Genomic DNA, 21,839 nt, shown 5'->3' on the forward strand with positions numbered 1-21,839 from the left:
CTTTTTTTATTATGTAACGATGATTTCTTCCACATATTTAATAGGGTTATTTCGGTTAGATCCGTCCGGTAAATAGACATAGATAGGCCCGTCTTCTCTAAGAGGCTTTCCGTCTTGGCTGAAACCAAAGATTAGTTTTTGCGCTTCTTCTAATGAAAAAGAAATCAGCGCGTCTTTTGTTTTAAATGAAACGTTGGTAGCGTCTTCAGTAGGTGAAGCGTTTGCTAGAAAAGGTGCAAATAAAATGCCAAATGTTCCATTTACTAGCTCCTGTTTTTTGAATTTCTTTTCGGTTTTTAACGTAGGAGGAAAGACGGCTCCTTCTTGAATTTCACGGTCCCAATGCTTCGAAACAGCCTTTGTGTACGCTTCTGTCTCGTCTTTTTGCTCGGGTGGATGTTCAAAGAAAACGTCCATATCGAGCTTGCGGTCATCGAAAATCCACACGCTTGGGTCGAGTGTCAGCGTATATTTTACTTTTCCTTTTAACATAATAATTGAATTCATCATAAATGCCCCCTTGCTAAAAGTATAAGCGCTTTCTCCTTATTTGTCACTTTGATGAAAAAATTTAGTTGAGAGTGATTCTCGTATGATATAATGTAAGAGTCAACGAAAGTGCGAAATTTCCTACATCTATGGTAACGGTTTTGAGAAAGTAACAGTATAAAAAAGACGGCCAGCCTCACGGACATGTTTATCCTTGCTTTTTTGGAGCATAGCCTTTAAAATTGAGAGATAGATTAGGTAATCGCTCGCGAACGGAGGGATTGAGTTTGACGCCTGAGACAATGATAGATCATCGTGAAAAAGCGTATGCGTTGTTAAAAGCTGATGCAGATAAGATTTTGCAATTAATTCAAGTTCAAATGGATAACTTAACAATGCCACAATGTCCTCTTTATGAAGAGGTTTTAGATACACAAATGTTTGGTTTATCAAGAGAAATTGATTTTGCAGTTCGTCTTGGTTTAATTGATGAACGTGTTGGAAAAACATTGCTAGACCGCCTCGAGCGTGAACTTTCTGCACTGCATGAAGCGTTTACAAAAAAATAAAAATCACGCGATCGAAACTCAAACTATATACAAACGTAGTTTGAGTTTTTTATTACAGGTGGTTGAAATTTCCTAATTTACTCAAATTTGTACATAAAAGATGAAACGAAACAGAAACACGTCATTTTTAAAGGAAGAGGGTTATGGTAAAAAAAATATTTAGGCATTTTGACTATTCAATTGTAATTCCAGTGCTGCTTCTTTGTGCGGTTGGACTAGTTATGGTTTACAGTTCAAGTATGATTGTAAGTATTACAAGATATCATACGTCAAGTGATTTCTTTTACAACAGACAAAAAATGTGGCTTGCTTTTACGCTTGTATTGTTCATTTTAACAATGCTAACACCTTACAAGCTGTATCCTAAAATACTGCCTTATGCGATTCTGGGCATTTTTGTACTGCTTTTGCTTGTGTTTGTAATGGGGCATACGAGTAACAATGCGCAAAGTTGGCTGCAGCTTGGCGGGGCAAACATGCAGCCGGCTGAGTATGCCAAGCTTGTTGTCATTTTATACTTATCGTATGTTTTGTCTAAAAGGCAAGAGTATATTGACAATATCAAAAAAGCTTTTTTTGGACCTATGGGTCTTGTATTTCTAATATTAGGCTTTGTAGCGATTCAGCCTGACCTTGGAACGGGCTCAATTATTTTTGCTATTGCCGTTACCATTATGCTATGTTCGGGAATCTCTAAAAAAACCTTTTTCCGCATGCTAGCACTAGGTATCATTTTGCTTACGGTTATTATTACGATTGGTTTTTTTACAGGGCAGTTTACTCCCAATCGAATCGGCCGTTTTACCGGTGCATCAGATCCGTTTACCAATGCTCAAGGAACCGGTTATCAGCTGGTTAATTCATATTTAGCAATAGGTACAGGAGGCTTAAAAGGCCTTGGTTTAGGAGAAAGTGTACAAAAGTATGGTTATCTTCCGGAGCCCCATACCGATTTCATTATGGCTATTATTGCAGAAGAATTAGGGTTCTTTGGAGTTATGCTCGTGCTGGGCCTTTTAGGCTTCTTAATTTTCAGGATTTTAATGCTGGCTAAAAAATCTCAGGATCCGTTTGCCAGCATGATTTGTATTGGAGTAGCCAGTATGATAGGTATTCAAACAGGCATTAACCTTGGAGGGCTTACGGGACTCATTCCGATTACCGGCGTCACGCTTCCGTTTATCAGTTACGGAGGGTCTTCGCTGCTAACGCTGATGGTATCTATGGGAATTATTGTAAATATTTCGTTTTTCGTAAATTATCAAAATAAAAAACAGAAAAATACGGAAAATATTGTGCTACATCCGAACAATACATCAACAACAAGCGATTGATTTTCGTGAAAAAATTGTGTAAAAAAAGCAAAAATTTATTGGAATTTTATTATTTTCCATTGATTTTTGCTTTTCTTTTATCCAATTTTGCTATATATTGAAGTTTATACGAAATTGAGAGGAGATTAGCAACATGAGTTTTGTAACTAAAAAAATCAAAAAAGTATTAGTAGCAAACCGAGGAGAAATTGCGATTCGTGTATTTCGAGCATGTACTGAACTGAATATTCGGACTGTTGCAATTTATTCGAAGGAAGACGCAGGTTCTTATCACCGTTACAAAGCGGATGAAGCCTATTTAGTAGGAGCGGAGAAAAAGCCGATTGATGCTTATTTAGATATAGAAGGCATCATCGACATTGCTAAGTCTCATGATGTAGATGCTATTCACCCTGGCTATGGTTTTTTGTCAGAAAATATCCAATTTGCGAAACGTTGCGAAGAAGAAGGCATTATTTTTATTGGCCCAAAATCCAAGCATCTTGATATGTTTGGCGATAAAGTAAAAGCACGTCACCAGGCTATTCAAGCAGATATTCCCGTTATTCCTGGTACGGATGGTCCTATTGATTCAATTGACGAAGCAAAAGAATTTGCTAATCAGCATGGATATCCTCTAATGATCAAAGCGGCTTTGGGCGGAGGCGGTCGAGGCATGCGTATCGTTCGCGATGCAGACAGCCTGAATGAATCTTATGATCGTGCCAAATCAGAAGCAAAAGCGGCTTTTGGTAATGATGAAGTGTACGTCGAGAAACTAGTTGAAAATCCAAAACATATTGAAGTGCAAATTTTAGGTGATGAACAAGGAAATGTTGTGCATCTTTACGAACGCGACTGTTCTGTGCAGCGTCGTCACCAAAAAGTAGTAGAAGTAGCACCAAGTGTTTCTATAGATGAAGACTTACGTCTCCGCATTTGTGAAGCAGCTGTGCAGCTGATGGAAAAAGTGCAGTACATAAATGCTGGTACAGTAGAATTTTTAGTATCAGGAAACGATTTTTATTTTATTGAAGTAAATCCACGTGTTCAAGTAGAGCACACAATTACTGAAATGATTACAGGTATTGATATCGTTCAATCGCAAATTTTAATTGCGGACGGTTACGCACTTCACAGCAAGGAAGTGTCTATTCCTGCACAAGATCAAATTCACGTACATGGATATGCAATTCAATCTCGTGTAACGACAGAAGACCCGTTAAATAACTTTATGCCGGATACGGGTAAGATTATGGCTTATCGTTCTGGTGGCGGTTTTGGCGTACGTTTAGATACGGGAAACAGCTTCCAAGGTGCTGTGATTACGCCGTATTATGATTCACTGTTAGTAAAAGTAACAACATGGGCCTTAACATTCGATCAAGCCGCATCAAAAATGGTACGGAACTTAAAAGAGTTTCGTATTCGTGGAATTAAAACCAATATTCCGTTTCTTGAAAATGTAGTAAAGCATGATAAGTTCTTAACAGGCGCTTATGATACATCCTTTATTGATACAACGCCTGAACTTTTTGTCTTCCCTAAGCGAAAAGACCGAGGAACTAAAATGCTTACATACATTGGGAATGTTACGGTAAACGGATTCCCAGGTGTATCCGAAAAGAAAAAGCCAATCTTTACGAAACCGCGTGTTCCTAATGTCGATATAAAACAACCAATTCCAAACGGAACAAAGCAGATTTTAGATGAAAAAGGCGCTGAAGGGCTAGTAAATTGGGTGAAAGAACGCAAGGAAGTGCTATTAACGGATACAACTTTCCGTGATGGCCATCAGTCTCTTTTAGCAACGCGTATTCGTACAAACGACTTAAAACAAGTAGCTAACCCAACTGCACGCTTGCTTCCAGATTTATTTTCTATGGAAATGTGGGGAGGAGCAACGTTTGATGTCGCTTATCGATTCTTAAAAGAAGATCCGTGGGATCGCTTGCTTACTTTACGTCAACAAGCGCCAAACGTTCTTTTCCAAATGCTTCTTCGTGCGTCAAATGCGGTTGGATATAAAAACTATCCTGATAATGTAATTAAGGAATTTGTTGAAAAATCAGCTTATGCAGGTATTGATGTTTTCCGTATCTTTGACAGCTTAAACTGGGTGCAAGGAATGACTCTTGCAATTGACTCCGTTCGTCAAACAGGGAAGATTGCAGAAGCAGCGATGTGTTATACAGGTGATATTTTAGATCCGACGCGCCGTAAGTATGATTTGGATTACTACAAGAACTTAGCAAAAGAGCTTGAGCAGTCTGGAGCACATATCCTGGGCATTAAAGATATGGCGGGTCTTTTAAAACCACAGGCAGCTTATGATTTAGTATCGGCTCTAAAAGAAACGGTTGATATTCCAATTCACCTTCATACGCATGATACAAGCGGAAACGGTGTATACACGTACGCAAAAGCAATTGAAGCAGGTGTAGACATTGTAGACGTAGCCGTAAGCTCAATGGCAGGCTTAACGTCTCAGCCAAGTGCTAACTCTCTTTATTACGCATTAGAAGGTGCGGACCGCAGACCAAATCTGGATATTAAAAATCTAGAACAGCTTTCGTACTATTGGGAAGACGTGCGAAAATATTACCAAGACTTCGAAAGCGGCATGAACGCTCCTCATACGGAAGTGTACGAGCATGAAATGCCAGGCGGTCAATATAGCAACTTACAGCAACAAGCAAAAGCAGTTGGTTTAGGAAACCGCTGGGATGAAGTAAAAGATATGTATTCACGCGTGAATTTGTTATTTGGTGATATTGTAAAAGTTACGCCATCATCAAAAGTAGTTGGAGATATGGCATTGTTCATGGTCCAAAACAACTTGACAGAAGAAACGCTGTTTGAGCGCGGTGAAACGCTTGACTTCCCGGATTCAGTTATTGAATTGTTTGAAGGGTATTTAGGACAGCCTCACGGGGGATTCCCTAAAGAGCTTCAGCGCATCATTCTAAAAGGCAGAAAACCGATTACAGTTCGTCCTGGAGAACTGTTAGAAGATGTGGACTTTGATGCAGTGAAAGAAAAGCTGTTTAAAGACTTAAATCGTCAAGTAACGAGTTTTGATGCCATTGCTTATGCGCTGTATCCAAAAGTATTTATGGATTATCACAAAGCAGTCGAACAATACGGGGACATTTCTGTTCTTGATACACCGACTTTCCTATACGGCATGCGTTTAGGAGAAGAGGTGGAAATTGAGATTGAAAAAGGAAAAACCTTAATTGTCCGCCTTGTATCCATTGGAGAACCGCAGGCAGACGGTACGCGAGCGGTATACTTTGAATTGAACGGTCAGCCTCGTGAAGTCGTGATTAAAGACGAAAGTGTCAAAACAACCGTTACGGCAAAACAAAAAGCCGACCAAGGAAATCCAGCCCACATCGGCGCTTCAATGCCTGGAACCGTTATTCGAGTAGTAGTAGAAAAAGGCGATAAAGTCTCAAAAGGTGATCACTTAATGATCACAGAAGCAATGAAAATGGAAACAACCGTGCAAGCACCATTTGACGGCGTGATTAAACAAGTACACGTGTCGAATGGAGATGGCATCCAGCCGGGAGATCTATTAATTGAATTAGAAAGCTAATTAAAAAAGGTACGAGCTCAGAGCTCGTACCTTTTTTGATCAATTATGTGTATGACGCGTTGCAAGTAAGGTTAAGTAGCTTAATACACCGAATAGGAAAGAGATAATTAAAGAATGCGCAAGCGCGAGCTCTAGCTGCAGACGTGTGACAACAACAAGCATACCGGAAACCGCCTGAAAAATAACTAGAATGAGAGCGGCTAACCATCCGTAAAAAATATTTTGTTGATGGCGATAATATTTAACTGCATGGATAAAGGCAGCTAAAATCCATACAAACGTTAAAACAGCAGCGAATCGATGTCCCATTTGAATCCACTGATTCAAATCAACAGGTAGCCAACCGTTTCCATTTGAACAAAATGGAACGTCTGAGCAAGCCAAGCTAGCTTCTTTATGGCGAACAAGAGCGCCCGTGTACACAACAGCATATGTGTACAAGATAACCCCGTAAATATGTTTTTTCATTTTAGAGCCTAGCTGTATATTAGTTGAGTCGAGCTTTTGATCCACTTCAAAGATAATGAGTGTTAACAGCAGCACCGAAGCAAACGAAATAAGGGAAATACCAAAATGAAGAGCAAGCACTGCGTCTGATTGCCCCCACATAACGGCAGCAGCCCCAATTAATGCTTGCAGTACTAGGAAGAAAAAAGAGATAAATGCTAAAGGTCTAACTTCTTTTATATGTCCTAGTGAAATCCATGCCCATACGCATAAAGCGAGCACAAGAAAGCCCGACACGCCAGAAACTAAACGGTGGCTTAGTTCAACAACGGTTTCAAATGTTAAAGGGTCAGGAATGAGCTGTCCATTACACAGAGGCCAAGAATCTCCGCACCCGTCTGCTGAACCAGTTTTCGTGACAAGGGCACCGCCAAGCAGAATAAGTAACATGGCCATGGTCGTCACAACGGATAAAAACTTTAATCCAAGTCGCACAATAATCACCATCCTAAAAGCAAAGTAAGTAAGATAACGAGCTAAACAATTTATCCTAATCTTTTTGTATATTAAACATAAATTTCATTTATTCTCCATAAACTTGATTGAATTTGTTATAATGGTAGAAAGTGTAAGGTTTGTTCATGAGTTTGACTCTGCAGATATGTAAAAGGTACCGTACCGAAAACTATTTTACTTGCACAAATATCTTTTAACAAGTGACAGGGACATGCATTTAGCTCATGACAAAAAAAATCCATATTTTTTTCATGAATTCTTCACAAAGTAACGGCAAAATATGGTTTAATAAACATGAGAAATAGATATTTCTCTACTGTTTTATCGTTTGCATGTGAAGCTTTTAAGTAGCTTTGGTGAGAGGAATATGACTTCTTTGTGAACAAAGAGGAGATTTTTGTAAAAATATGTTGAAAACGCCTTCATTTATAGACTCTTTATTTACTAGATAAAAGTCTGTGGATGAGTAAAGGAGGAAGCGCCATGGAAGATTCAAAAATGGTGGAAGATTCAACGCTTTCTGCATCGCCTAACACAGCTCATGTAAGCGAAAATAGTTCCGTTTGGTCAGATTTTTTAGCTACGATTAAAATTGGAATAGTCAACTCAAATTTCATCACCACCTTTACTGGTTTTTGGCTAGCTCTTTTCTTCAACGAACAACACTTCTTAGAAAACCTGGATAAAGCATTTTTTACTTTAATAGGTTCTTCACTTATCATCGCCGGTTCATGCAGTTTGAACAATTACATAGATCGTGACATTGACCCTCTAATGGAACGAACAAAGGGACGACCTACAGTGACAGGGAGTTTTACACCTTTGACGGTCCTTGGGATTGGGATCGGTTTCACGTTAACCGGCTTGCTTATGCTACTAGTTGTTTCTTCCGTAGCCGCCCTCATTGGATTAGCAGGAATACTTACATATGTAGTTCTTTACACCATGTGGTCCAAAAGACTATACACAATTAATACAGTAATCGGAAGTATATCAGGCGCTGTCCCGCCTTTAATTGGATGGGCCGCTATCGATCCCAATTTACATGTAGTAGCTTGGGTATTATTTTTAATCATGTTTATTTGGCAGCCGCCTCATTTTCTAGCTCTTGCTATGCGAAGATGTGAAGAATACCGGGCAGCGGGAATCCCTATGTTGCCTGTTGTACACGGGTTTGAGCTTACAAAACGACAGATTCTCATTTGGATTGCTTGTTTGTTGCCATTACCTCTTTATTTATACGAATTAGGCACTCCATTTCTAATTTTGGCCACTGTTTTAAACATAGGATGGCTATTTTTAGGATTTGCTCAATACAATAAACAAGAAGATACAAAGTGGGCTAGCATGATGTTTGTCTACTCACTAAACTATTTAACTATTTTATTTGTCTCAATGATTGTCGCAACGCTTTTTGCCTAGATAAAATCTTTCACTGAATGCGACACTGCACAAGGGGGATTTCTTCTACATGTAGAATTCATTATAGAAGGAATAAGTTTTATGCTCAAGAGGGCATAGATGAAATCACGTCAATGAAAGAGAGGTTGGGGAATGGTATGAAAAAATGGCGATTGAACTTTCGTGTTTTGTCGTTATTTACGCTGCTTGCATTCGTGTTATCGGCCTGTGGAAAACCGTTTTTGTCAACACTTAAGCCTGCAGGTGAGGTAGCTGAAGAACAATATTCGCTTATGCTGCTTAGTACAGCCATCATGGTTTTAGTTATTATTGTTGTCACCATTATCTTTATATTTGTTATTCTGCGCTTTCGTCGTCGCAAAGGCGAAGAAAATGTGATTCCAAAGCAAGTAGAGGGGAGCAGAAAGTTAGAAATTATATGGACAGTGATTCCTATCTTGCTGCTGATTATTTTGACTGTTCCAACGGTCATCTCAACATTTAAGCTAGCGGATGTAAAAGGAATGAAGGACAAAGATGCTGTCGTAGTAAATGTGCGCGCTAACTTGTACTGGTGGGAATTTGAGTATCCTAATCAAAAAATTATTACATCGCAAGATCTAGTTGTTCCAACGGATAAAAAAGTCTACTTTAACATTAAAGCTTCTGACGTCAAGCACTCATTCTGGATTCCTTCAGTTGGAGGAAAGCTCGATGCTAACACAGAAAATGATAATAAATTCTGGCTAGTGTTTGATTCTAAAAAATCGAAGGAAGCTAACGGGGTTTTCTACGGAAAATGTGCTGAGCTTTGCGGTCCATCTCATTCTCTTATGGACTTTAAAGTACGGGCTGTATCAAGCGGTGAATTTGATACGTGGGCAAAAGATTTGAAAAAGGCAAAGCCTGATGTAGAGACAGCATCCGCAAAAGCTGGTCAAGAGGTCTTTAATGAAAGCTGTATCGGATGTCATGCTGTTGACGTTAAAGACAATCGTCCAGAGCAAGCTCGTCAAGCACCAAACTTAGCCGGTTTTTCTGAACGTGAGCGTGTAGCTGGGGTGCTTCCTCACAATAAGGAAAATATCAAAAAATGGTTAAAAGACCCTGAAAAAGTTAAGCCGGGTAATAAGATGAGTGGTACATATCCTGACTTAACAGATGAACAAGTGAATGAGCTAGCAGACTATTTAATGAGTTTAAAAGAAAAATAAACGTCCAGTCGTTTTTAAAAGGGGAGGTTTAGCGATGAGTACACTCAGTCAAAAGAAGGGTGTAGGTGGAACAATTTGGGACTTTATGACAACCGTTGACCATAAGAAAATCGCCATTCTTTATTTAATTGCCGGCGGTATCTTTTTTCTAGTCGGAGGAGTGGAAGCGCTATTTATACGTATTCAGCTGGCTATACCAAGCAATGACTTTGTCAGTGCAGGAACGTATAATGAAATTTTAACAATGCATGGAACAACAATGATTTTCTTAGCCGCAATGCCGCTTCTTTTTGCCATGATGAATGCAGTTGTTCCGCTGCAAATTGGAGCTCGAGATGTAGCATTTCCATTTTTAAATTTGTTAGGTTTTTGGTTGTTTGCCTTTGGGGGACTCTTTTTAAATCTAAGCTGGTTTTTAGGAGGAGCACCTGATGCAGGTTGGACATCATATGCTTCGCTGTCTATTGCATCACCTGGTCACGGAATTGATTTTTATGCGATAGGTTTGCAGATTTCCGGAGCCGGGACATTGATTTCAGGTATCAACTTTCTCGTGACAATCATTAACATGAGGGCGCCAGGTATGACTTATATGCGTATGCCGCTGTTTACGTGGACGACGTTTGTTGCATCAGCTCTTATTTTGTTTGCGTTTCCAGCACTAACGGTTGGATTGTTTTTAATGATTTTTGACCGCTTATTCGGGGGAAACTTTTTTGACGCCACAATGGGTGGGAACACCATTATCTGGGAACATCTTTTCTGGATATTCGGTCATCCGGAAGTATATATTTTAATTCTTCCAGCGTTTGGTGTTTTCTCTGAAATTTTACCTACTTTTTCAAGAAAGAGATTATTCGGGTACTCGTCGATGGTTTTTGCTACCGTATTAATCGGATTTTTAGGGTTCATGGTGTGGGCTCACCACATGTTCACAACCGGACTTGGTCCAATTGCAAATGCCATTTTTGCTGTAGCTACGATGGCTATTGCCGTTCCAACTGGAATTAAAATTTTCAACTGGCTGTTTACGCTTTGGGGAGGAAGTATTGAGTTTACGTCTCCAATGCTGTATGCTGTCGCCTTTATTCCATCATTTGTTATCGGGGGAGTAACAGGAGTTATGGCAGCTGTAGCACCTGCAGATTATCAATTTCAAGATTCTTATTTTATCGTTGCCCACTTCCATTACGTTATCGTAGGCGGTGTCGTATACGCTATATTAGCAGGTGTCACATACTGGTGGCCAAAAATGTTTGGGAAGATGTTAGATGAAAAGTTAAGCAAAGCAACGTTTTGGCTCTTTTTGATTGGTTTCCACTTAACGTTCTTTATTCAGCATTTCTTAGGCCTAATGGGGATGCCTCGCCGTGTATGGACGTTCTTGCCTAATCAAGGTCTTGACCTTGGGAATGCAATCAGTTCATCAGGAGCTGCTTTCATGGCGGTTGCTACGCTCATTTTACTGGTTAATATTATAAAAACAACTGCCAAAGGACAAAGGGTAGGAGGAGACCCTTGGGGAGACGGACGTACATTAGAATGGGCTATTTCATCTCCGCCTCCAGAGTATAACTTTAAACAAACGCCGCTTGTACGCGGGTTAGATGCATATTGGATTGAAAAAATGGCAGGAAATAAAGAAATGACGCCAGCCGAACCTCTTGGTGATATTCATATGCCAAACTCGTCGTTTATTCCATTTATGATATCGCTTGGAATGTTTATTGCAGGGATTGGCTTTTTGTATCGAAATGATCATGCGTGGGGAGATATTGTAGGGATTATCGGAATGATCGTCATGTTTTTATCAATGTTCTTCCGTTCATGGATTGATGATCACGGCTTTCATATTCACAAAGAAGACTTAGTTGATGATGACAGGGAGGCGAAGATGTAATGGAGACTGAACAAAAGCTAACTGCTGAAACTTTCCCTGCTTCGCCTGAAAAAGCAACGCTTGAAGGGAAAAATAAATTTACTGGCTTTTGGCTCTTTTTAGGCGGAGAGACGGTTTTGTTTGCTTCACTTTTTGCTACTTATTTAGCGTTACGTAATTCAACGATGTCAGGACCTAAGCCAGAAGAATTGTTTGATATTAAGCTTGTTTTTGCAGCCACCATGATTTTATTAACAAGTTCACTAACAAGCGTATATGCTATGTATCATATGAAAAATTTTGAATTTAAAAAGATGCAGCTATGGTTAGGCGTTACGTGGCTTTTAGGTTTAGCGTTTTTAGGGCTAGAAATTTATGAGTTCAGGCATTATGTTCATGAAGGGCATACGTTTACAAGCAGCGCATTCGGTTCTTCGTTCTACGCGCTAGTTGGGACACACGGAGCCCACGTAACGTTCGGATTGCTTTGGATTGGTTCTTTGATGATTCGAAATGCGAAGCGGGGGTTAAACTTATATAACGCTCCTAAATATTATGTTGCAAGTTTATACTGGCACTTTATCGATGTTGTGTGGGTCTTTATTTTCACGGTTGTATATTTAATGGGAATGGTGGGATAAGCTGATGACGACAAATCAATCAAACTCAGATAACCCAAGGCTCAATTTAGATTATCGTAAAAAAAGAAACGCAGAAGATATGAAGATGCAAGTTATCTCTTTTGTGATGATGTTGTTTCTAACGCTAATTGCTTTTTTTGCGGTTTATCAAGAGTTTAGCGGATGGTACATTATGCCTGTGATCGTGCTCTTGGCCGTTGTTCAAGTCATCTTTCAACTTTATTATTTCATGCATATGAACCACAAAGGACATACCATACCAGCATTTTTCTTGTATTCAGGCGTATTGGTAGCTCTTTTAACCATTTTAGCTTTTGTAACCATTATTTGGTGGTAAAGAGAAGGGCTGGCATGCGCCAGTCCTTTTCATCATCTGTAGAAGGAGGAATAGACGTTGATTAACAATTTGCAGATGTTTGGTTTTGAAGCACTTTGGAGTCCTTACTATTTTTTAACCATTTGTCTGGTGACCGTCTTATATTTTTTCATCGTTGGTAGATGGAGAGGGAATTTTATAGGAGCGGTGGCCGTAAACAGAAAAACAAAAGCGTATTTTGTTATTAGCATGGTTCTTTTATATATATGTAAAGGAGGACCTGTAGATTTACTAGGGCACTTTATGTTTAGTGCTCATATGACGCAAATGGCAATCGTTTACTTGGTGATTCCTCCGCTTTTTATTTTAGGAATTCCGCCGTGGTTAGCTCGTTCTGTTATTTATGTAAAAGGGGTTAAACCTATTTTTAAATTCTTTACAAAGCCCTTAATTGCGCTACTATTATTCAATGGGTTATTTTCTTTGTATCATATTCCGCTGCTTTTTGATGTTATTAAAACGGATATGATGCTCCACGGAATCGTGAGTGTTGTATTATTTATCGCTGCATTTTGCATGTGGTGGCCACTCGTTAATCAGCTAGAAGAAGAACAAACGCTAAGTTCTTTAAAAAAGCTTGGCTACATTTTTGCAGATGGCGTACTCCTTACTCCAGCGTGCGCGCTGATTATTTTTGCAAATCATTCTTTATATGCGACATATACAGACTCAAGCGCTTGGGTACAAGCTCTTTCTCTTTGTGTACCGCCTTCTATGATTGCCAGTTTAGGGCAGCTTGCTCCCGAGATGTTTAATACGCTGCCGCCTGTGGAAGATCAGCAGCTAGGCGGCGTTATTATGAAGATTATTCAAGAAATTGTGTATGGAACGGTTTTAGGATTTATTTTTTTTCAGTGGGCTCGAAAAGAACGAGAGAAAGATACGTACATGCCCGATTTTACTGAGCCTCAAGATATAAAAACAAAGGAATTTCCGTCTACTCCTCCTTTGAATTAAAAAAAGCGCAGTCTGATTACTGCGCTTTTTCTAATTCTATAGCTGAACGGTTTCAAGCTGTGATTTGATTTGTGTTAATATCTTTTCACACTGTTCTACAAGGGATGGCGGAAAATATTCGCCGTCTCCATATTCTACACCGTGAGGATAATAATGTTTGCCTAGTAGAGGTGTCATAAGATGAATAACAGCATGCCTGCCCCCTACGTCGCCTGAAATAGCATGTCCTTGGACTCGCAAATAGAAGGTATCTCGCTGAAACTCGAATTTTCGATCGTACGTGACGCGTTCATAATCCCATTGTCCGGCGCGGACCAGACCAAATTGATGCATAATCTCATCTAATAAATCTAAATCAACCTTTAATGAATCAAATTTTGCATATTCAAATTTCATATGAACTCCCTCCCAAAACAGATATACCCCAATTAAATCATAAGCTGAATGGATAAAACTTGCAATATCTAATAAGGAAAAATGTAAACGTTATCTATTTTTATTTAAACGTTTTAAATGCGAAAGTTTACTAAAAAGTTGGTCACACTATAAAACGAGCACACGATGTAAAGGAGGATAAAACAATGAAAACTGTACAAGAGGTAATGACAGCTGATACGGAAACATGCACCACGCTTGATAACGTATATGAAGTAGCAGTGAAAATGAAGGAATGGAATGTAGGAGCAATTCCAATTGTCGATAGAGATCAGCTAGTAGGAATGATTACAGATCGAGACTTAGTTATAAAAGGCATTGCAGAAAAGAAGCCGAATTCAAGTAAAGTAACGGATGTTATGAGTGAAGAGCTTATAACTATTACAGCGGAAGCCTCTGTAGAAGAAGCTTCTAAGCTTATGGCTCAACATCAAATCCGTCGTCTTCCCGTTGTGGAAAATCAAAAGCTAGTAGGGATTGTATCGCTAGGTGATTTATCAACGTTTCGCTATGCAAATGAACGTGCAGGAGAAGCGCTCTCAGACATTTCACAACAAACGCATTAAAAAGCGAAAGTCAACTGTTTGCAGTATATTCGTAAATAGTTGGCTTTTTCTTTTGTTTCCTCCATACCGATAGCTATTTTTTTTTGAATGCATGTATAATAGAGATAAAAATAAGTTAAACAGGTAAAGAAAACAGGTGTAAGGAGAGGAAGAAAAGCTGAAAAAAGTTATTTTTATTCTCGTATTAATAGTGGCATTTGTATACGCGGAGGATTATTTACCTCAGCTAGAAAAATATCTAACGGGTCAAAATATTGAGCAAAACCAAACGGATTCCAAAAGTCAGCCCACACAAGAAGTGGCTTCTTATGAAAAACAAAGTGAAAATATGATGAGACTCATTGGAGATCATTCAGAACAGTTAATCGGAATGCTTGGAGAGCCGGATCGTATTGATTCTTCTGCATATGGCTATGACTGGTGGATTTACAAAAAGAATCGTCAAACGTATGCGCAGGTAGGAGTAGAAAATAATCAAGTCGTATCTGTATACGTCATTGGCTCAAAAACAAATACAGATCCTTTTGAGATTGGTGAGAAGCGAGAGGAAGTAGAAAAAAGAGTTTCACTTTCATCCGAACTCACGCTTCAAAAAGACGGAAATGAATACCGATTTCGTCTGAGTGAAGAGGATATGAAAATGCGTCCCATTATTAAATATGGAGATGTATACGTCCAACTATATTTTGATCAGTTCCTTAATACAATCTCAAGTATTCGAATTATGGACATGGACACGCTATTAAAACAGCGTCCGTACGAAATTGTTTATCGCGGCGAGCTTCCCACAGCTCCGTCATTGACATCGGAGGAGTGGAAAAGCGTCCAAGAAGGAGAAGAGCAGCAAATTATCGATATTACAAATGTAATTCGAGACCGGTTTCAGCTGTCACCTTTAGCTTGGGACGAAGCCACTGCCGGAGTAGCTTATTTACACAGCAAAGAAATGAGCGACTTAAACTATTTCTCTCACGTTTCACCAGCACAAGGTGATTTAGGCAACCGTCTGCAAAAAGGTGATGTAGTATACCGTATCGCGGGCGAAAATATTGCCTCGAATTATCAGGATGGAATCGCTGCGGTTGAAGGGTGGCTTAATAGTGAGGGACATCGTAAGGCTTTACTCAATAAAGAGTTTACGCGTCTTGGTGTAGGTGTATATGAGAAATATTATACGCAAAACTTTATCACTCCGATGAATGAATAGTAAGTTTAAAACTTCCTTTTGAAAATAGGTCTACTCTTGTCCTCTTTCTCATAAGTTTTAGTAGAGGTTAGAGGAGGGACGAGAATGAAAGGAAGAATAGTAGGAATATTGCTCGTACTTTTCTTTGCATATACGACTACTGTACATGCAGCTGAAGGGCAGTGGGAAAAGCTTGATAACTTATCTGATCAAACGCTATCGCTTGTAGAGCAAAAGGAGTATAAAGCAGCCCAACATTTGTTCAGAAACTTTTCGAATGAATTTACCAGTCTCAATACAGCTTCTTTGGGCGTATCGGCCGAAGATATACGTATTTTAACTCTTTGTTATGAACAGGTAGAAAGGTCTCTTTTATCTTCTGATTCCAGTGATGAAGAACGTCTTCAAAAAGCTACTCAATTTCGATTATTAGTCGATGCGCTGCACAGCAAGCATCAGCCTATGTGGACTGAGCTCGAAGGCAGTATGCTAGCAACATTTAAAGAGATGCGAAATGAAGCGGTAAAAGGAGAACAAGCGGCTTATGAAGCGCAGCTTAAGCAATTTTTGAAGGAATATGATATGATCTTACCGAGCGCGCAGGTAGACGTGTCGTCTCCCTACGTACAGCGTGTGAGCGCGGACGTTCACTTTTTACAAACTGAAGAAACGCTCAGTGAGATTAACGATGAGCAGTTTAACCAAATGGAACAAAACTTAAAAGATTTTTTTGAACAAGTAAAAGAAAATCGTACAGACCCGTCTTTTATTTGGGTTACAATTACCACCGGAAGTATTATTATTGCTACACTTTTTTATGTAGGAGCGCGAAAATATTTCGCTGACCAGAAAAGAAAGTCAGCTAGAGGGCGTAATGATTGACGTAAAAGCGCAGAATTGTCTAAAATAAAAGAGTAGTCAAACACATAATGAAAGGTGTGGGTAAATGAGCTTTTTGATTTATTTTCTCATTATTATCCTTGTGCCAATTTGGGCACAGTTTAAGGTGAGAAGTGCTTACAAAAAATATTCACAAGTAAGCAACTCATCAGGAATGACAGGCGCAGAAGTAGCAAGAAAAATTTTAGATGAAAACGGGTTGTACAACGTTCACGTAGAGCCTGTAGGCGGATTTTTATCGGATCACTACGATCCTCGTTCAAAAGTCATTCGTTTGTCAGAAGACAACTATTACGGAACGTCTGTCGCAGGCGCTGCCGTTGCGGCTCATGAAGTGGGACACGCGATTCAAGACAAAGAAAACTATTCGTTTTTACGTCTTCGCCACTCGCTTGTACCGGTGGCAAGCCTTGGATCAAACGCTTCTTGGATTTTAATTATGATTGGAATTATCGCGTCGATTAAGCCGTTGCTATTGTTAGGTATTATCTTCATGGCAGCAGCGGTCGTATTCCAAGTTGTAACACTGCCTGTTGAATTTAACGTTTCAAGCCGAGCGATGACGCAAATCGTCTCAGTCGGAGCGATTCGAAATGACGAAGAGCGCGAGACGCGCAAAGTGCTTAACGCAGCGGCTTTAACATATGTAGCAGCCGCAGCAGTAGCAGTTCTTGAGTTGGTTCGTTTAATCATGATTTATACAGGAATGAATAACGACGACTAATAAAAAAATACCGCATTAGCGGTATTTTTTTATCTTTCAAGCGGTTTTTTATTTTCATCAAGGGTAAATCCTTCGCCTAAGACATCATGAACATCCGTAACTGCAACGAATGCGTGTGGATCTACAGAAGTAATAACTTGCTTTAAACGGAAAATTTCATTTTTACTAACCACGCAGTATAGCACGTTGGTATCTTGCTTAGAAAAAGAACCTTGGCCTTTTAAAATCGTCACGCCTCGATCCATTTCTTTCATAATTTTATCCGATATGGCTTCGTTATGATTTGAAATGATCGTTGCTCCTTTTGCGGCATACGCGCCGTCTTGCATAAAGTCAATAACCCGTGCAGCGACAAAGACTGCAACAAGTGTGTACATAGCTTCTCGATAGGATAAATAAATGAGAGATGCACTAATCACAATAAAGTCAAAAAGAAACATCGTTTTCCCCATATTCCACCCGATATATTTTTGAACAACACGTGCGATGATATCGACTCCTCCTGTTGTTCCTCCAAACCTGAAAATAATACCAAGACCCACTCCAATAAAAACACCGGCAAAAAGAGCTGCTAGAGTCATATCATGACGCAGGGGCATATTCACCGGGAAGCGCTGGAATATCCATAAAAATAGGGATAAGCTGACGACTCCGAGCATGGTATAAATAAAGGCTGTTCTCCCTAATAGTTTCCACCCTACAAAAAACAAAGGAATATTTAACACTAAGTTAGAATAAGAGGGATCAATGTTAAATAAGAAAAATAAAAGCAGGGTAATGCCTGTGAATCCACCTTCAGCTAAATTGTTTTGCATGTTAAAATTAACAAGTCCAAACGCAAATATGGCAGCACCAAGCAGTATAAAAATAATATTTTTTAATCTGAGACCTTTCATACTTACAAACCTCCTATGACCGTTTTTGCACTACCTTATCATAAAGGAATATATTTCATTTCGTAAATAACTATCGAAAAGATTTTTGAAAATAGTAAAAAGTGATGATGTTTCTTCTAGTGCTATGTATTAGTAGTATCCTCAATTCGTAAAATATAGACAGATTTTTGAGAATTAAGGGAAACGTGAGGAATATCGTGAAAGAGCATCTGATAAAGGCTTGGTAAGAAGAAGTAATTACACTAAATAATTTGAAGTAAAGATGTTATAATAGTAAGCTGAGTGTACTTCTAAAAGAGGTGAAATAAAAAGATGTCAAAAAAAACGATGGAGCAAATGCAGCAAGAAGTTGATGCATATATTAGCCAATTTAAAGAAGGATATTTTAGTCCTCTTGCTATGCTTGCGCGCATGTCGGAAGAAGTGGGCGAATTATCGCGCGAAATTAACCACTATTATGGTGAAAAGCCGAAGAAAACGACTGAAGCAGAACGTACGGTCGAAGAAGAAATGGGCGACATTTTATTTGTATTAATTTGCTTTGCAAATTCATTAAATATCGATTTACAAGAAGCGCATGATCGCGTTATGAATAAATTTAATACGCGTGATAAAGATCGCTGGACGAAAAAAGAAGACTAAGGAGAGAAAAAGAATGGACAAAATTCGAATTGTACTTGCGGGACCAAGAGGTCGTATGGGAAAAGAAGCTGTGTTATTAATAGAAGAAACAGAGCATTTTGAATTAGTAGCAGCGGTAGATCGTATCAATGAAGGAAAATACATAAGTGATATTGAAGGAATGCCAAATGTACAAGCGCCAATCTACACGGATATTGAAAAATGTTTTCAAGACGTTAAGGCAGATGTTTTAGTTGATTTGACAACACCTGAAATTGGGCGCGTTCATACTAAAACAGCTCTAACATATGGAGTAAGACCTGTTGTAGGAACAACGGGCTTTTCAGAAGAAGATTTAAAAGAATTAAAGCAGCTTGCTGAAGAGAAGGAACTTGGCTGTATCATTGCACCTAATTTTGCGATTGGCGCTATTTTAATGATGAAGTTTTCACAAATGGCAGCTAAATACTTTGATGATGTTGAAATTATTGAAATGCATCACGATCAAAAGTTAGATGCACCATCAGGAACAGGCTTAAAAACAGCGGAGCTTATCAGTGAAGTTCGTGAAGCAAAAAAACAAGGTCATCCTGAGGAAAAAGAATTGCTAGAAGGGGCGCGCGGTGCAGATTATGAAGGAATCCGCCTACATAGCGTACGCCTGCCAGGACTGATTGCTCACCAAGAAGTGATGTTCGGAGGATTTGGACAAACATTAAAAATCCGTCATGATTCATACAACCGTGCTTCTTTTATGTCAGGTGTGAAGCTAGCCGTTGACACAGTTATGAACGTAGACACACTTGTATACGGGTTAGAAAATATTATTGACTAAGGAGCGAGAAAAATGAAAATCGCCTTAATTGCACATGATAAAAAGAAAAATGATATGGTACAATTCACAACAGCCTATCAAGCGATTTTACAGGAACATTCGCTGTTCGCAACAGGAACAACAGGAACGCGTATTTCAGAAGCAACAGGTTTGAAGGTTCACCGCTTTCAATCAGGACCGCTTGGAGGAGATCAGGAGATAGGCGCTTTAATTGCTCAAAATGAAATGGATATGGTTATTTTTTTCCGCGATCCGTTAACAGCTCAGCCTCATGAACCTGATATTTCAGCTCTGATGCGTCTCTGTGACGTCTATGCGGTTCCTCTTGCAACAAATATGGGAACAGCAGAGATTTTAATTCATGGACTTGAACGAGGCGATTTGCATTGGCGTTCAATTATAAAAAAATAGGGTGAAGATAATGAAAGAAACAATAGATATCCTTGCCTTTGGTGCTCATGCCGATGATGTAGAAATCGGCATGGGTGGAACCATTGCAAGAATGAGTGAACAAGGTTTGAAGGTAGTTATTTGCGATTTGACGCAAGCTGAACTTTCTTCAAATGGAACGGTTGAAATTCGAAAACAAGAAGCGTCCAAAGCTGCTGATGTCTTAGGTGTTCATGAGCGAATTCATCTTCATTTGCCAGACAGAGGTTTGGTTTTAAAGGCAGAGTATATAGCTGAAATTGCATCAGTCATTCGCATGTATCAACCAAGGATTATATTTGCTCCTTACTTTGAAGATCGTCATCCTGATCATGGGAATTGTGCAAAGCTTGTAGAAGAAGCCATGTTTTCCGCTGGCGTTAAAAATTATATCGATTATAAAAAGCAAAAAGCTCATCGTGCTGAGTCTCTTTATTTCTATATGATAAATGGATTTCATAAGCCAGATTTTATCGTAGATGTATCAAGCACGTTTCAAAAGAAAGTAGCTAGTCTAGAGGCTTATGAAAGTCAATTTATAAAAACAGCAGATACGTTTGATACGCCGCTGGTAAACGGATATATTGAAACGGTAGAGAGCAGAGAGCGATTATTTGGCAAAGAAGTCGGGGTAGCATACGGTGAAGGTTTTTTATCTAAAAAACCGATTTTGATGTACGACGATTTAGTAGGTGGAAAATAAATGAAGTTAAAAATTGGTATTACATGTTATGCTTCCGTTGGAGGTTCAGGAGTGGTAGCAACGGAGCTAGGGAAGCTGCTGGCTGAAAAGGGGCACGAAATTCATTTTATTTCCTCTAGCATGCCTTTTAGATTGACGAAAGTATATCCAAATATTTATTTTCACGAAGTAGATGTAAATCAGTACTCCGTCTTTAAATACCCTCCGTATGATCTTGCTTTATCCAGTAAAATGGCTGAAGTGGCTAAAAGAGAAAAGCTTGACATTATTCATACGCACTATGCAATCCCCCATGCCGTTTGCGGGATTTTAGCTAAACAAATGGTGGAGCACGAAGTGAAAATTGTGACGACTCTTCATGGGACAGATATTACGGTTCTAGGAGAGGATCCATCGTTAAAAGATTTAATTAAATTTGGAATTGAGAAATCAGATGCAGTGACGGCTGTATCTCAGTCACTTGTTGATCAAACTCACCATTTAATTAGTCCAGATAAAGAAATTGAAACGATGTATAATTTTATTGATGAACGAGTTTATCATAAAAAAGAAGTTCAGTATTTAAAAGCGGAGTATGGCATATTAGAAAGTGAAAAAGTCGTTATTCATATTTCAAACTTTCGTCAAGTCAAACGAGTTACAGATATAGTCAAAACGTTTGCTATTATTAATAAAAAGCTTCAGTCTAAGCTGCTGCTTGTAGGAGACGGCCCTGAAATGACGGTTGTGTCTCAATTAGTAAGAGAGCTAAATCTTCAAGATTCTGTGTTATTTCTTGGGAAACAAGAAAATGTAGCAGAATTATATTCGATTAGCGATTTAAAATTGTTATTATCTGAAAAAGAAAGCTTTGGGCTTGTACTTTTAGAAGCTATGGCTTGTGGTGTTCCATGCATCGGAACAAATATAGGCGGAATTCCTGAAGTAATTGAACACGAAAAAACAGGATATATTTGCGAAGTGGGAGACGTCGAAGAGGCAGCGAGCAAAGCAATTCAGCTACTTGAAAATGAACAGCTGCATCACCAAATGAGGGAAGCGTCTCTAAGCGCAGTTAATCATAAATTTCATTCAACAGAGATTGTGAGTCAATATGAAAAACTTTATTATAAATTGGTACAGGGTTGAAGAATGGAGG

General features: G+C 39.1%; 22 protein-coding genes. 18 read left to right on the forward strand and 4 right to left on the reverse strand.

The features are described from left to right. Window positions 1–9: 9 nt before the first annotated feature. The gene (locus MMB68_RS15090) at window positions 10–510 is read right to left on the reverse strand and encodes a hypothetical protein (RefSeq protein ID WP_014460988.1); all 501 of its coding nucleotides are present in this window, start codon (window positions 508–510) and stop codon (window positions 10–12) included. A gap of 281 nt (window positions 511–791) precedes the next feature. Here MMB68_RS15090 and MMB68_RS15095 point away from each other — a divergent pair, with 281 nt between their 5' ends. The 3 genes from MMB68_RS15095 (at window position 792) to pyc (ending at window position 5,975) form a co-directional block, all read left to right on the forward strand. Continuing rightward, window positions 792–1,058 carry an Fpa/YlaN family protein gene (locus MMB68_RS15095; protein WP_370506486.1) on the forward strand — a complete coding sequence of 89 codons (267 nt, stop codon included), beginning with the start codon at window positions 792–794 and terminating at the stop codon, window positions 1,056–1,058. Window positions 1,059–1,201: 143 nt separating this feature from the next. Next, window positions 1,202–2,392, forward strand: a complete 1,191-nt coding sequence (locus MMB68_RS15100) for an FtsW/RodA/SpoVE family cell cycle protein (RefSeq protein ID WP_016763444.1) — start codon at window positions 1,202–1,204, stop codon at window positions 2,390–2,392. Between the two features lie 133 nt (window positions 2,393–2,525). Further along, complete coding sequence (gene pyc, locus MMB68_RS15105; RefSeq protein ID WP_221785651.1) at window positions 2,526–5,975, forward strand: pyruvate carboxylase; 3,450 nt, start codon at window positions 2,526–2,528, stop codon at window positions 5,973–5,975. A 39-nt stretch (window positions 5,976–6,014) separates the two neighbouring features. Here the strand turns inward: pyc and MMB68_RS15110 are convergent, their stop codons facing one another. Continuing rightward, window positions 6,015–6,917 carry a COX15/CtaA family protein gene (locus tag MMB68_RS15110; protein ID WP_264409018.1) on the reverse strand — a complete coding sequence of 301 codons (903 nt, stop codon included), beginning with the start codon at window positions 6,915–6,917 and terminating at the stop codon, window positions 6,015–6,017. 504 nt (window positions 6,918–7,421) lie between these two features. On the opposite strand from MMB68_RS15110, the gene cyoE reads away from it, so the two are divergent. The 6 genes from cyoE to ctaG all read left to right on the forward strand — a co-directional run bounded on the left by cyoE (window position 7,422) and on the right by ctaG (window position 13,406). Continuing rightward, window positions 7,422–8,360 (forward strand): heme o synthase, encoded by a 939-nt coding sequence (gene cyoE / locus MMB68_RS15115; protein ID WP_016763447.1) that lies wholly within the window; start codon window positions 7,422–7,424, stop codon window positions 8,358–8,360. 137 nt (window positions 8,361–8,497) lie between these two features. Next, window positions 8,498–9,553, forward strand: a complete 1,056-nt coding sequence (gene coxB, locus MMB68_RS15120) for a cytochrome c oxidase subunit II (RefSeq protein ID WP_013056079.1) — start codon at window positions 8,498–8,500, stop codon at window positions 9,551–9,553. Between the two features lie 34 nt (window positions 9,554–9,587). Beyond that, window positions 9,588–11,453 (forward strand): cytochrome c oxidase subunit I, encoded by a 1,866-nt coding sequence (gene ctaD, locus MMB68_RS15125; protein WP_221785649.1) that lies wholly within the window; start codon window positions 9,588–9,590, stop codon window positions 11,451–11,453. After that, the gene (ctaE, locus tag MMB68_RS15130) at window positions 11,453–12,073 is read left to right on the forward strand and encodes a cytochrome c oxidase subunit III (RefSeq protein ID WP_013056081.1); all 621 of its coding nucleotides are present in this window, start codon (window positions 11,453–11,455) and stop codon (window positions 12,071–12,073) included. Before ctaD ends, ctaE begins: the two co-directional genes overlap by 1 nt. A 4-nt stretch (window positions 12,074–12,077) precedes the next feature. Further along, the gene (ctaF, locus tag MMB68_RS15135; protein ID WP_195780784.1) at window positions 12,078–12,410 is read left to right on the forward strand and encodes a cytochrome c oxidase subunit IVB; all 333 of its coding nucleotides are present in this window, start codon (window positions 12,078–12,080) and stop codon (window positions 12,408–12,410) included. A gap of 57 nt (window positions 12,411–12,467) precedes the next feature. Further along, entirely contained in the window at window positions 12,468–13,406 is a 939-nt protein-coding gene (gene ctaG, locus MMB68_RS15140) for a cytochrome c oxidase assembly factor CtaG (RefSeq protein WP_221785648.1), read from the forward strand. Between the two features lie 36 nt (window positions 13,407–13,442). Here the strand turns inward: ctaG and MMB68_RS15145 are convergent, their stop codons facing one another. Then, on the reverse strand, window positions 13,443–13,802 hold the full coding sequence (locus tag MMB68_RS15145) for a YugN family protein (protein WP_013056084.1): 360 nt from the start codon (window positions 13,800–13,802) through the stop codon (window positions 13,443–13,445). 185 nt (window positions 13,803–13,987) lie between these two features. Between MMB68_RS15145 and MMB68_RS15150 the strand changes: the two genes are divergently transcribed. From MMB68_RS15150 to MMB68_RS15165, 4 genes are all read left to right on the forward strand, one after another. Next, window positions 13,988–14,407 (forward strand): CBS domain-containing protein, encoded by a 420-nt coding sequence (locus tag MMB68_RS15150; RefSeq protein WP_013056085.1) that lies wholly within the window; start codon window positions 13,988–13,990, stop codon window positions 14,405–14,407. Window positions 14,408–14,597: 190 nt separating this feature from the next. Next, window positions 14,598–15,614: a CAP domain-containing protein gene (locus tag MMB68_RS15155; RefSeq protein ID WP_029325123.1), complete on the forward strand. Its 1,017-nt coding sequence runs from the start codon at window positions 14,598–14,600 to the stop codon at window positions 15,612–15,614. An 84-nt stretch (window positions 15,615–15,698) separates the two neighbouring features. After that, window positions 15,699–16,475, forward strand: a complete 777-nt coding sequence (locus MMB68_RS15160) for a sporulation protein YpjB (protein WP_221785647.1) — start codon at window positions 15,699–15,701, stop codon at window positions 16,473–16,475. A 64-nt stretch (window positions 16,476–16,539) separates the two neighbouring features. Then, complete coding sequence (locus MMB68_RS15165) at window positions 16,540–17,217, forward strand: zinc metallopeptidase (RefSeq protein ID WP_277549145.1); 678 nt, start codon at window positions 16,540–16,542, stop codon at window positions 17,215–17,217. Between the two features lie 29 nt (window positions 17,218–17,246). Here MMB68_RS15165 and MMB68_RS15170 read toward each other — a convergent pair whose 3' ends face one another. Beyond that, window positions 17,247–18,113 (reverse strand): YitT family protein, encoded by an 867-nt coding sequence (locus MMB68_RS15170; protein ID WP_013082317.1) that lies wholly within the window; start codon window positions 18,111–18,113, stop codon window positions 17,247–17,249. A gap of 312 nt (window positions 18,114–18,425) precedes the next feature. Between MMB68_RS15170 and MMB68_RS15175 the strand changes: the two genes are divergently transcribed. From MMB68_RS15175 to bshA, 5 genes are read left to right on the forward strand one after another with little or no spacing between them, the layout of a single operon-like run. Then, window positions 18,426–18,755, forward strand: a complete 330-nt coding sequence (locus tag MMB68_RS15175) for a nucleotide pyrophosphohydrolase (protein WP_013056090.1) — start codon at window positions 18,426–18,428, stop codon at window positions 18,753–18,755. A 13-nt stretch (window positions 18,756–18,768) separates the two neighbouring features. After that, a complete protein-coding gene (gene dapB / locus MMB68_RS15180; RefSeq protein WP_013056091.1) occupies window positions 18,769–19,569 on the forward strand; it encodes a 4-hydroxy-tetrahydrodipicolinate reductase in 801 nt (266 codons plus the stop codon). 12 nt (window positions 19,570–19,581) lie between these two features. Further along, complete coding sequence (mgsA, locus tag MMB68_RS15185) at window positions 19,582–19,980, forward strand: methylglyoxal synthase (protein ID WP_013056092.1); 399 nt, start codon at window positions 19,582–19,584, stop codon at window positions 19,978–19,980. A 10-nt stretch (window positions 19,981–19,990) separates the two neighbouring features. Next, a complete protein-coding gene (gene bshB1, locus MMB68_RS15190) occupies window positions 19,991–20,701 on the forward strand; it encodes a bacillithiol biosynthesis deacetylase BshB1 (protein WP_221785646.1) in 711 nt (236 codons plus the stop codon). Beyond that, entirely contained in the window at window positions 20,702–21,829 is a 1,128-nt protein-coding gene (bshA, locus tag MMB68_RS15195) for an N-acetyl-alpha-D-glucosaminyl L-malate synthase BshA (RefSeq protein WP_277549146.1), read from the forward strand. Window positions 21,830–21,839: the final 10 nt, after the last annotated feature.

This window comes from Priestia sp. Y58 (assembly GCF_029522095.1).
In the GTDB taxonomy this organism is placed as follows: Bacteria; Bacillota; Bacilli; order Bacillales; family Bacillaceae_H; genus Priestia; species Priestia megaterium_E.

Bases quoted from the DNA above. Each gene is read 5' to 3' on its own strand.
- MMB68_RS15090 (WP_014460988.1), bottom strand. From the start codon at position 510: ATGATGAATTCAATTATTATGTTAAAAGGAAAAGTAAAATATACGCTG.
- MMB68_RS15095 (WP_370506486.1), top strand. From the start codon at position 792: ATGATAGATCATCGTGAAAAAGCGTATGCGTTGTTAAAAGCTGATGCA.
- MMB68_RS15100 (WP_016763444.1), top strand. From the start codon at position 1,202: ATGGTAAAAAAAATATTTAGGCATTTTGACTATTCAATTGTAATTCCA.
- pyc (WP_221785651.1), top strand. From the start codon at position 2,526: ATGAGTTTTGTAACTAAAAAAATCAAAAAAGTATTAGTAGCAAACCGA.
- cyoE (WP_016763447.1), top strand. From the start codon at position 7,422: ATGGAAGATTCAAAAATGGTGGAAGATTCAACGCTTTCTGCATCGCCT.
- coxB (WP_013056079.1), top strand. From the start codon at position 8,498: ATGAAAAAATGGCGATTGAACTTTCGTGTTTTGTCGTTATTTACGCTG.
- ctaD (WP_221785649.1), top strand. From the start codon at position 9,588: ATGAGTACACTCAGTCAAAAGAAGGGTGTAGGTGGAACAATTTGGGAC.
- ctaE (WP_013056081.1), top strand. From the start codon at position 11,453: ATGGAGACTGAACAAAAGCTAACTGCTGAAACTTTCCCTGCTTCGCCT.
- ctaF (WP_195780784.1), top strand. From the start codon at position 12,078: ATGACGACAAATCAATCAAACTCAGATAACCCAAGGCTCAATTTAGAT.
- MMB68_RS15145 (WP_013056084.1), bottom strand. From the start codon at position 13,802: ATGAAATTTGAATATGCAAAATTTGATTCATTAAAGGTTGATTTAGAT.
- MMB68_RS15150 (WP_013056085.1), top strand. From the start codon at position 13,988: ATGAAAACTGTACAAGAGGTAATGACAGCTGATACGGAAACATGCACC.
- MMB68_RS15160 (WP_221785647.1), top strand. From the start codon at position 15,699: ATGAAAGGAAGAATAGTAGGAATATTGCTCGTACTTTTCTTTGCATAT.
- MMB68_RS15165 (WP_277549145.1), top strand. From the start codon at position 16,540: ATGAGCTTTTTGATTTATTTTCTCATTATTATCCTTGTGCCAATTTGG.
- MMB68_RS15170 (WP_013082317.1), bottom strand. From the start codon at position 18,113: ATGAAAGGTCTCAGATTAAAAAATATTATTTTTATACTGCTTGGTGCT.
- MMB68_RS15175 (WP_013056090.1), top strand. From the start codon at position 18,426: ATGTCAAAAAAAACGATGGAGCAAATGCAGCAAGAAGTTGATGCATAT.
- dapB (WP_013056091.1), top strand. From the start codon at position 18,769: ATGGACAAAATTCGAATTGTACTTGCGGGACCAAGAGGTCGTATGGGA.
- mgsA (WP_013056092.1), top strand. From the start codon at position 19,582: ATGAAAATCGCCTTAATTGCACATGATAAAAAGAAAAATGATATGGTA.
- bshB1 (WP_221785646.1), top strand. From the start codon at position 19,991: ATGAAAGAAACAATAGATATCCTTGCCTTTGGTGCTCATGCCGATGAT.
- bshA (WP_277549146.1), top strand. From the start codon at position 20,702: ATGAAGTTAAAAATTGGTATTACATGTTATGCTTCCGTTGGAGGTTCA.